Source organism: Enterococcus sp. FR204 (genome assembly GCF_031143325.1).
In the GTDB taxonomy this organism is placed as follows: domain Bacteria; phylum Bacillota; class Bacilli; order Lactobacillales; family Enterococcaceae; genus Enterococcus_B; species Enterococcus_B faecium.
On sequence record NZ_JAKZIW010000063.1, the window covers coordinates 1 to 9894 of the forward strand.

At 37.0% G+C, this 9894-nt stretch carries 10 protein-coding genes and 1 pseudogene; 2 read left to right on the plus strand and 9 right to left on the minus strand.

Annotated features, from left to right (window positions below):
- Positions 1-206: 206 nt before the first annotated feature.
- The 9 genes and pseudogenes from RG571_RS11050 to lacA all read right to left on the minus strand — a co-directional run bounded on the left by RG571_RS11050 (position 207) and on the right by lacA (position 7910).
- Positions 207-1106, minus strand: coding sequence for an aldose 1-epimerase family protein (locus RG571_RS11050; protein ID WP_002345823.1), 900 nt, complete (start codon positions 1104-1106; stop codon positions 207-209).
- A 20-nt stretch (positions 1107-1126) separates the two neighbouring features.
- Positions 1127-1400: pseudogene (locus RG571_RS11055) on the minus strand (DUF3884 family protein).
- 22 nt (positions 1401-1422) lie between these two features.
- On the minus strand, positions 1423-2829 hold the full coding sequence (gene lacG / locus RG571_RS11060; RefSeq protein WP_002290548.1) for a 6-phospho-beta-galactosidase: 1407 nt from the start codon (positions 2827-2829) through the stop codon (positions 1423-1425).
- A 146-nt stretch (positions 2830-2975) separates the two neighbouring features.
- Positions 2976-4682, minus strand: coding sequence for a lactose-specific PTS transporter subunit EIIC (locus tag RG571_RS11065; protein ID WP_142427895.1), 1707 nt, complete (start codon positions 4680-4682; stop codon positions 2976-2978).
- The gene (locus RG571_RS11070; RefSeq protein ID WP_142427894.1) at positions 4682-4999 is read right to left on the minus strand and encodes a PTS lactose/cellobiose transporter subunit IIA; all 318 of its coding nucleotides are present in this window, start codon (positions 4997-4999) and stop codon (positions 4682-4684) included. Before RG571_RS11070 ends, RG571_RS11065 begins: the two co-directional genes overlap by 1 nt.
- A 27-nt stretch (positions 5000-5026) precedes the next feature.
- A complete protein-coding gene (gene lacD, locus RG571_RS11075; RefSeq protein WP_002290551.1) occupies positions 5027-6007 on the minus strand; it encodes a tagatose-bisphosphate aldolase in 981 nt (326 codons plus the stop codon).
- Positions 6008-6009: 2 nt separating this feature from the next.
- Positions 6010-6942, minus strand: coding sequence for a tagatose-6-phosphate kinase (gene lacC / locus RG571_RS11080; protein ID WP_002290553.1), 933 nt, complete (start codon positions 6940-6942; stop codon positions 6010-6012).
- Positions 6943-6952: 10 nt separating this feature from the next.
- Positions 6953-7468 (minus strand): galactose-6-phosphate isomerase subunit LacB, encoded by a 516-nt coding sequence (lacB, locus tag RG571_RS11085; protein WP_002290554.1) that lies wholly within the window; start codon positions 7466-7468, stop codon positions 6953-6955.
- Positions 7469-7484: 16 nt separating this feature from the next.
- Positions 7485-7910 carry a galactose-6-phosphate isomerase subunit LacA gene (gene lacA, locus RG571_RS11090; RefSeq protein ID WP_002290555.1) on the minus strand — a complete coding sequence of 142 codons (426 nt, stop codon included), beginning with the start codon at positions 7908-7910 and terminating at the stop codon, positions 7485-7487.
- 489 nt (positions 7911-8399) lie between these two features.
- Here lacA and RG571_RS11095 point away from each other — a divergent pair, with 489 nt between their 5' ends.
- Both RG571_RS11095 and RG571_RS11100 read left to right on the plus strand, forming a co-directional pair.
- A complete protein-coding gene (locus RG571_RS11095) occupies positions 8400-9167 on the plus strand; it encodes a DeoR/GlpR family DNA-binding transcription regulator (protein ID WP_002290556.1) in 768 nt (255 codons plus the stop codon).
- Between the two features lie 4 nt (positions 9168-9171).
- On the plus strand, positions 9172-9894 hold a 723-nt coding region (locus RG571_RS11100; RefSeq protein ID WP_308947693.1), incomplete at its 3' end, for an HAD family hydrolase.

Sequence of the window (9894 nt, forward strand, 5' to 3'; positions counted from 1 at the left end):
ATTTTAAATCAAGAAGTAGTAAATAATCTTATTTTTTTACTACCAGACTGTCTTTAGATGTTAGCTTTTCGTCACCCACTACAGTTGACATAGACCCACAAAAAACTTAAAAACCTTGCGATGTAAGACTGGCACGGAGAAGACCAATCTATCATCACAAGGTAAGAGTATTCAATTCTTATTGAAGACTCAAATAATAACAAATTTTAATTAAGGATAGTAATATCATAGATTTTTCTAGAAGTTTCTTGAGGTGAAATTTTCGTTACCTGTCTTTTATCTTCTAAGAAATTACCTTCTTCAAGTGAAGTGGAGAGACCACTCCAAGGTTCCAAAGCAATGAATGGACTTTTATTAGTTGTAGACCACAGAATCAAGTTCGGAAAATCATCAAAATCTACTCGAAGACCTTTACCAGACTTCCTTGACCGAAGCGTTACGCTACGAGACTTGAGCTTGTCAAGTGTAATGGCATCATGGGAAAAAAGTGAGTAGTCCAAATCGAGAATCTTTTGATTTTCCAAAAAAGGTGTCCGATCTTGCAAATCTAATAATCCTGTCTCAGGAAAACTCTTTGGTATCGAGCAAGACTCAACCTCACTAAATTCAATATAATAATCCTCATAGTTTTCACCTTCTACTAAAGGACAATTGAATGCTGGATGGGCTCCAATAAAGTAAGGCATTGTTTTTTCCATTTCCAAGTTCGTTACCTGAAATTCGGTTCTAATTGATTTACCATTCAAGGTATAAACAACTCTCAGTTCAAACTGATATAGGTAATTATCAAGCATCTCAGCATTTGGTTTAATACTAAAGGTCACGCTATTATCATTGACTTCTTCCAGAATAAATTCTTCTTTTCGAACAAAACCATGTCTACGAATAAGACCTGTAAAAAAAGGTCTTTCTTGAGGTCTATAAATAGCCCAATCATTTCGTAAACTACCACAGATAGGAAATAGAATAGGCGCCTGTCCATTCCAATAATTTGGATCAGCTTGCCAGAGATACTCTATCCCATCCTTGTCTTTAATCGAAGTCAGTTGACCACCAAGTGTTTTAAACTGAACAGTAAGATACTCGTTTTTTAATTCGATAGTCACAACTAATTCCTTTCTTTTTATTATTGGAAAGGCAAATAATTTACCTCGAAGTGAATAGTCTCACGTATTTCTACATCGAGTGATTGTAAAAATTCCCATTCAAATGCTGATAACTCTAAATCAGAATGGCAAATCCACTCTTTTCCAGTTAAAACATACCATTTACCACATTTTAGCAACGGGGGTAGCTTCAAGCTCAGGAATCATAGGACAATCTTCGAAACTAACAATATATACCTTTTCAAAGCCTGGTCTAAATAAGTGTTGTACTTTTTCTAAAGTATCGGATAACAATTTTTTACATTTTCAAGTAATATTACTCTATCACTTGAGTTTCTGCTACTTTCTTATACCAATGAGCTGATTTCTTAGGATAGCGTTCTTGCGTGTCAAAGTCTACATAGAATAGTCCATAACGTTTTTCGTATCCGTTTGACCATGAGAAGACATCCATAAGTGACCAGATGAAGTAACCTTTAACATTTGCACCATCCGCAATTGCGTCTGATAAAACTTCCAAGTGTTTCTTCACGTAATCAATACGACCATCATCATAAACGGTATTATCTACAAACTCATCTTTGTATCCAAGACCGTTTTCAGTGATGTAAATCTTCTTGTAGTTTGGATAATCATTTTTCACTCGCATGATTTGGTCATACAAGCCTTCAGGATAAATAATCCAGTCCCAATCCGTTCTAGGCACATAATCTGGTGCGATTCGGCGACCAACACCTTTAATCTGGTACTTAGAACTTCCTTTTTCACCCTTACCATTGTGAATGATTTCAGTCTCACCATCAAAGGCTTGCATCCAATCACTCATGTAGTAGTTGATACCAAGGAAATCGTTCAAATCTTTAGCTGCTTCAAGTGCTTGGAAGTCTTCATCACGAAGATCAAGTTCTCCACCATTTTCAGCTAGGATGTGGTTGACCCCTTCCATCGTTTTATCTGAATAGTGTCCAAGGTAGGTTGCATCCAAGATAAATTTGTTATGGATGATATCTTCTAACTCAGCGGCACGAACATCTGCTGGATTTTCTGGATCATAAGGGTATTTGGTTGGCAACGCATGTACTACACCAATTTCGCCTTTATAACCTTTATCTTTATACAATTTCACAGCACGTGCATGAGAAACCATCATATTGTGGTGTGATTGGAAGACTTTGGCAAGATCATATTGAATGCCTGGAGGGAATTTACCAACCAAGTATTGACCATCTCCAATTGGGCCAATTTCATTGAAAGTTGTCCAGTAGTTTACTTCTGGGAACTCTTCAAAACAGAAAGCGGCATAATCTACAAAGTGTTCTATATTTTCGCGGTTTAAGAAATCTCCATCTGAGTGAAGAACTTCTGGTGTGTCAAAGTGGTGCAAAGTCACGAATGGCTCAACATGACGTTTGTGGCACTCGGCAAAAAGATTATGGTAGAATTCAACACCTTTTTCATTTACTTCGCCATAGCCAGTTGGGAAAATACGAGACCAGGCAATTGAAATACGAATACCATTAACGCCATATTTTTCAGCTAATTCTAAATCAACAGGATATTTATGGTAAAAATCACTTGCAGGCTCTGCTGTGTACCAATAATTGTCTTCAAGATACTTATCCCATGCAACTGGGCCTTTACCATCCGTGTGAGTCGCACCTTCTGCTTGATAAGCAGCTGTAGCACCACCAAAAATAAAATCTTTAGGGAGTGTTTTAGTCATAACTATAAATCCTTTCAAAAAAAGCATTTGAGACGATATTCTGAGTTCCGGAAACCAAGGAAATGAAATGAAATGCAATGATATGGTTAACAATATTATAAGGAACTGAAAGAATAATCTCGTCTCAAATAACTTTTACAAATTTATTAATCAAACTGTTGTTGAACAAATGCAAGAGCACCTTGTCCATCACGTGTCAATTTGATATATTGAGCTCCTTCAGTTTTTGCAAGTTTAATGCCCAATTTATCTGTTTCAGCCTTCATATCATCGAAGTTTGAAGCGACCTGTGGAGCCAAGATAACCAAGTCAAACTCTGGCAACATTTCACGGTGAGCACCATAACTACCCGCTGCCGCTTTGACTGGAACATTGTATTCTGCTGCTGCTTTGTTCAAGGCATTGGCAAGCAAGCCACTTGTACCTCCACCTGCACAAAGAACAAGGACATTAGTTTCTTTTGTGATATTATTGTTTGCTGCTACATCTTCTTTAGCAACGCCTGCTTTTCCAAGAACGGCATCTGCTTTAGCAGTATTGAAGTTTGCAGCTACTTTTTCTTTAAGAGCATCGTTTGTTTTACCAGAACGTTCTTCTTCAAGAATTTGTTCATCGTATACCTTAACAAATGGGTAATAAATGATAGTATCAACAACTACCAAGAGTCCGGCTAAGATAAATGATAGAACTTGGAAGTTAGTACCGAGTACAATTCCCAACGGACCAGGAGTAACCCATGGAAGGTTGGCAGAGAATGAGTTCATGTTCAATGTGTCAACAAAGAATTTAAAGATCCAAACGTTGACAATCGGAGCGAAAATGAACGGTACAAAGAAAATCGGATTCAATACGATTGGTGCACCAAATAAGATTGGCTCATTAACCCCAAAGAATGTTGGAACAACTGAGGCACGTCCGATGGCACGGTTACGTTCTGATTTACAAATCCACATGAACAAGAATGGAACAATCAATGTAGCTCCTGTTCCACCCATGGTAACAATAAACATTTGAGTACCAGAAGTGATAACTTTATCTGCATGTTGTCCAGCTTGGATAAGATGCAAGTTGGCATCGATATTGGCATAAGAGATAGCAGCGATTGCTGGTTCGACAATTGAAGGACCGTGGATACCAACAAACCAGAAGAAGGCATAAGCACCAAAGATAAGTGTAATTCCAAGGTAACCATCTGCAGCTGAGAAGAGAGGAGCAAGAAGGGTACCGATTGATTCTGCAACGGTTACACCAAGAGTTCCCTTAACAATGAGTTCAAATCCATAAAGGAGAACAACCGATACAGTGAATGGAATCAAGTCTTTAAATACTTGAGAGATATTTGGTGGAACCTCTTCAGGCATACGAATAGTAACATTATTTTTCACACAGACCTTGTAAACATTAACTGTCACAAAGGCTGCAATAAATGCTGTCAAAAGACCTTTTGTTCCCGTGAAGGCTGTCAAGAAGCCTCCTTCTTTTGCAGGCTCAGCTGCCATCAAAAGGAACCCTACCATAGACGCTAGCATCGTAGATAAGAAGTTAATCTGATTGGTCGCAGGTAGGTCACGGTTCATTGAGTCCGTCAAAGCTTTAGCGGTAGTACCACCAACAAAGAATGCTAGGATACCCATCGAATAGCTATAAGGAGTCATCAAGAAGGTCTCAATGTCTTTTGACCAGTGGAATCCCCAAGCATTTGGGACATAGGCAATAAGGATAAAGATAGATGAGAAAAGGATGACTGGCATACCAGCGATAAATCCATCACGAATAGCACGAAGATAGATGTTTCGAGAGATTTTCTCAAAGAATGGTTTCCCTTTCTCAATAAGTTCAATGAGTTTATGCATTATTTTGCTCCTCTTTTATAAAGTTCGATGAGGTGATGAATCACATCTTTTAATAAGACAGTAGTCATTAAGTGGTCCTGACCATGCATCATGGTAACGCTGTATGGAAGTTCCTCCCCAGAAGCTTCTCGAGCCAACATAGCTGTCTGAGAATTGTGAGCCTCTGCAATACAGCTTCCTGCTTCTACTACAAGACTATCTGCCTTAACGAAATCACCATTTTCAGCCGCTTTAAGCGCTTCTAAAAGTTTAGAGCGAGCATCTCCAGCATAAGCAACAATTTCAAACCCTAAGAGAGTCATCTCTTCTCTGTTCATAACAATATCCTCCGTTTTATGTTTTTACTATACTTTATCAGTCCATGGACTAGCTGTTTTAACAAGAACTTTGTTAAGTTCATCAATATTTTCGAATCCAGTAGTACGCAACCATTCACGTGCTGCTTTTTCACCTTCTTTGATGTAAGGTTCTACAGATCCTGCCCAAGTAGCACGTCCACAAAGCACACCATTAAACTTGGCACCTGAGTCGTGAGCAAATTGCAATGTTTCTTGGAACAATTTAGCAGATACACCTGCACTTAGGTAGATGTATGGAAGGTTAGTCGCTTCTTCTTGTGCTTTAAAGAAGTCAGCAGCTTCAGCTTTACTGTAAACCACTTCACCATCAGCAAAACCTTCGACATATTTAACGTTAACTGGTACTTCTACTTTAAGAACATCAATGTTAAAGCGTGGATCAGAGAAAACTTTCATCGCTTCAATGACTTTGCGAGGTTTCACTTTTGCATATTCAACAGAACCTGCATCTGAGATTTCTTCATCATAAGCAAGGATTTCCAAGAAGAAAGGAATATCTTCAGCGACACATTCAGAACCAACACGTTCAATATAAGCTTGTTTTTGTTGGTTAAGTTCATCTGAGCTGTCTACATCATAGTAAAGCAAGAACTTAACGGCATCAGCGCCTTGCTCTTTGATACGTTTTGCAGACCAAACATCCAAGCAGTCAGGCAAACGTTTTGTACTTGATGTATCATAACCTGTTTTTTCATAGGCAAGAAGAAGACCTGCTTCTTTATCCAATGCTTTTGTTGCTGGAAGTCCATATTCAGGGTCAAGCAACATTGAAGAAGCGTATTTTGTAAGTTCATCAGCAACCAAAACCTTTAGTTCTTCCATTTGAGCTACAGTTGGTTCTGTATCTTGATACTGTGCCATCAAACGTTTCAAAGCACCACGTTGGTCAAATGCCAAAGCTGAGATAACACCGTTTTTATCTGAAATTTTTTCCAAAGATTTGCGTTTCTGTTCTGTAAGTACCATTTTTATACCTCTTTTACTCCAATTTGTGAGTTTAGTGTTTCGTAATTAGTCATATTCACATGCCCTGTCATTGTTTCTTGAGCATTTAACATACCCAATGTCATCGCATGTTTTAATAAGTCAGCGTCACTTTTTTTACTATTTAAAGCTGATGCAATACCAGCTACCGTTGAGTCCCCTGATCCGACTGGATTAACAACTGGGATATCAGGAATATCTACCTTATAGAAAACATCACCATGTTTTGCAAAGGCACCGTTTCGACCTAATGAGACCACTATCCATTCGATACCACTAAAAAGTGACTCTTTAAGAACGTCTTTGAGTTCTTCAATATCTTTTGTTACTTCTTTTCCAAGCAACTGTGAAAGTTCCTCATTATTAGGTTTGATGGCAGTAGGTTTAGCCGACGATTTTAGAACTGTTTCAAGAGGTGCACCTGAACAATCCAAAACGACTGCTACTCCTTCATCCGAAGCAAGTTGGATAAGTTTTTCATAATAATCGTTGGGAAGTCCTGAAGGTAAACTTCCTGAAATTGTCACAACTTCTGATTGTTTAATAAGATTGCTATAGTGGTCAAGAAAGCCTTCTGCTTCTTCATGAGAAATTGTTGGTCCTTGTTCCAAAATTTCTGTTTGGTTACCCTCGTGTAAGATAGCAATACAGTTTCTAGTGTTTCCTGAGATTTTATAAAAAGCTGGACTAACAGGAGATTGTTCTAATTCGCTTTCAATAAATTCACCAATTTTACCACCTAAGAAACCTGTAGCAGTAACTTTATCACCAGATTCATACAAGACTCTAGTAACATTTAAGCCTTTTCCACCAGCTGTCTTACTAACATCTTTCACCCTATTCACTGTATCAATTTTCAATGTTTCTAGAGGATAAGAGATGTCTACTGAAGGATTTAGTGTGACTGTCAGAATCATTTGTTATACCTTAATCGTGGTAGTCACCACGGTCCCATCTTTCAAGGAATTCTGTAAAGAAATCTTCATCTGCTTGATGTGCATTATGTGTTTCAACGTGTTCGATTTTTGCAATCAATTTTTTATTTTCTTCTGTTGGTTTGTACTCAGCTTCAATGAAAGCTTCAATGATGTCATTCATAAGAAGACCACCAGTAATCTTTCCACCGAAACCGATAACATTCGCATTTAACTCTTCTTTTGCATATATAGCTGATGTCATATCACGAACCAACGCTGAGCGAACACCTGGAACTTTATTGACTGCATTGTTAATGCCGACACCTGTACCACAGATACATACTCCCAAGTCTGCTTGACCACTTACTACTGCTTCACCGACTTTTTTACCATAGATAGGGTAGTGAGTACGTGCGTGGTCATATGTCCCGAAATCAAGGACCTCATGTCCTTTTGATTTCAAGAATTCTGATACTGCCATTTTTTCATCTGTGACAATGTGGTCACATCCAATTGCGATTCTCATTCCTTAACTCCTTTTCTTAACACATCTTGTTAAGCATATCTACTCGGATTTGATGACGTCCGCCATCATATTTACCATTGACGAAACCTTTAGCGATGTTTTTAGCAAGCTCATCACCGACGATTTCAGCGCCAACCGTAATCATTCGTGAATTGTTATGTCCACGTGTCATATAAGCTGAGCGTTCATCTGAAACTTCTGCTGCAACCATACCTTTAATTTTAGTTGCTACCATGAATGGACCAGCTCCATAAGCATCAATTACAATACCTAAGTTTTGCTCATCTTTATTTACTTCAGAGGCAACTGCCAAGGTAACATCAACAAAATCTTGTCCGTCCTTAGTCACATCAATTACCTCAAAACCTTCTTCTACAAGAAAATTTTTCACAACATCTTTTAATCTCGTACCTTTGAGATCTGCACCAACAACAATAGCCATTTTGACCACCTCCTAAATTTTAGAAAGAAATGCTACGTAGAAGTAGAAAACATTTTGCAAAATGTTCGAAAAAACGTTTTCATCATTTCTTTGTTTATATAATATCAAGCATTCAAACAAAAAGCAACACTTTTTTTGTTTATTTTTTGTTTTTTTTATTTGTTTTTTTAAAAAATAGATAACACCGTTAAATTATTGTTCATTTTTGTTCATTTAATCCATCACAAAATGGACGTGAAATATCTATTCAAGTATTACAAAAGTCTTTTACTTTCTATAACTTACTGATTAAGAGGTCCTACTTTATTTTCGTCTTATACAAAATCTGACCTAAGCTAATATACGTCAATCCACTGTTCTTATTTCATCATCTAACATTTGTTTTTGTTTGAAATTGTTTGTTTTACCTTGAAAATATTGTCTTTTATGATACAATTAAAAGAGAATTATCTTTGGAAAAAAATTACTTTATGAAAGAAGGGTCTTCATATGAACAAAAAACGACGATTAGAAAAAATTTTAGATATGTTAAAGATTGATGGGACCATAACCATAAAAGAAATAATAGATGAACTAGATATTTCCGATATGACAGCCCGTAGAGACCTTGATGCTCTAGAAGCTGATGGACTTTTAACACGTACTCATGGTGGTGCACAATTGCTTTCCTCTAAAAAGCCACTTGAAAAGACACATATCGAGAAGAAAAGTCTAAATACAAAAGAAAAAATTGACATTGCTAAAAAAGCCTGCTCTTTAATCAAAGATGGCGATACTATTTTTATTGGACCCGGAACTACACTTGAACAACTGGCATTAGAATTGAAAGGTCGTAAAGGTTATAAAATTCGTGTCATTACAAATAGTCTCCCTGTGTTCTTGATTCTAAATGATAGCGAAACCATTGATTTATTGCTTCTTGGCGGTGAATATAGAGAAATAACTGGAGCTTTTGTAGGTTCAATGGCTTCGACAAATTTAAAAGCAATTAGATTTGCCAAAGCTTTTGTTAGTGCAAATGCTGTTACCCATAATTCTATTGCTACATATAGTGACAAGGAAGGTGTGATTCAACAACTTGCCCTAAACAATGCTGTAGAAAAATTCTTATTAGTAGACAGTACTAAATTCGATCGATACGATTTCTTTAACTTCTATAATCTAGATCAACTCGATACCATCATTACAGATAACCAGATTAGCCCTCAACACTTAGAGGAATTTAGCCAGTACACTACTATTTTAAAAGCGGACTAGAATTATGACTTATAAAAATATTGTTTTTGACCTTGATAACACTCTTTATGACCATCAACTCCCCTTTAAACGTAGCGTTGAGAAATGTTTTCCAACGATTGATATCCAACAAATAGATAACATTTACAAACGTTTCAGATGTTGGTCTGATGTTGCTTTTCCTAAATACACGAAAAAACTCATCAGTATTGAGCAGCTTAGAATTTTTCGCTGTCAGAAGACTATGGAAGAATTTGGCATCGATAGTATTTCTAGGACAGAAGCTCTAGACTTCCAAGCTGACTATGAATATGAACTCGATCAGATTACGATGATTCCTGAGATACATCAACTACTGCTGGCTCTACATAAAAACCGCATCCCAATAGGTATTCTAACTAATGGCCCTGTTGACTTACAGAGTCGAAAACTCCAAAATATTGGTGCCTATCAATATTTTGAAAAGCAAAATATCATCATTAGTCAGTCCACTCACGGAGGAGCTGCAGAAAATAGCTATGAAGGTAATGTAAAAAACTTACAAAGTTACCGAAATGTCCAATTATCTAAAAGGGCTATAGAAATTCTTAAAGAGGAAATTGAGTTAAATCACCAACATATAAGATTCAATCCTGATTATAAAGATAATGGATGGATTTTTACTTCCAAAAGTCGTCATAAACCTGGAATGGCAACAGTTTTTTTGACAAATTTTATAAGGTGCAGAACTTCTTTCCGTATGCTATTC

What these genes read in the sequence shown, in the direction of transcription:
- lacG (WP_002290548.1), bottom strand. Translation starts at nt 2,829, where the DNA reads ATGACTAAAACACTCCCTAAAGATTTTATTTTTGGTGGTGCTACAGCT.
- RG571_RS11065 (WP_142427895.1), bottom strand. Translation starts at nt 4,682, where the DNA reads ATGCATAAACTCATTGAACTTATTGAGAAAGGGAAACCATTCTTTGAG.
- RG571_RS11070 (WP_142427894.1), bottom strand. Translation starts at nt 4,999, where the DNA reads ATGAACAGAGAAGAGATGACTCTCTTAGGGTTTGAAATTGTTGCTTAT.
- lacD (WP_002290551.1), bottom strand. Translation starts at nt 6,007, where the DNA reads ATGGTACTTACAGAACAGAAACGCAAATCTTTGGAAAAAATTTCAGAT.
- lacC (WP_002290553.1), bottom strand. Translation starts at nt 6,942, where the DNA reads ATGATTCTGACAGTCACACTAAATCCTTCAGTAGACATCTCTTATCCT.
- lacB (WP_002290554.1), bottom strand. Translation starts at nt 7,468, where the DNA reads ATGAGAATCGCAATTGGATGTGACCACATTGTCACAGATGAAAAAATG.
- lacA (WP_002290555.1), bottom strand. Translation starts at nt 7,910, where the DNA reads ATGGCTATTGTTGTTGGTGCAGATCTCAAAGGTACGAGATTAAAAGAT.
- RG571_RS11095 (WP_002290556.1), top strand. Translation starts at nt 8,400, where the DNA reads ATGAACAAAAAACGACGATTAGAAAAAATTTTAGATATGTTAAAGATT.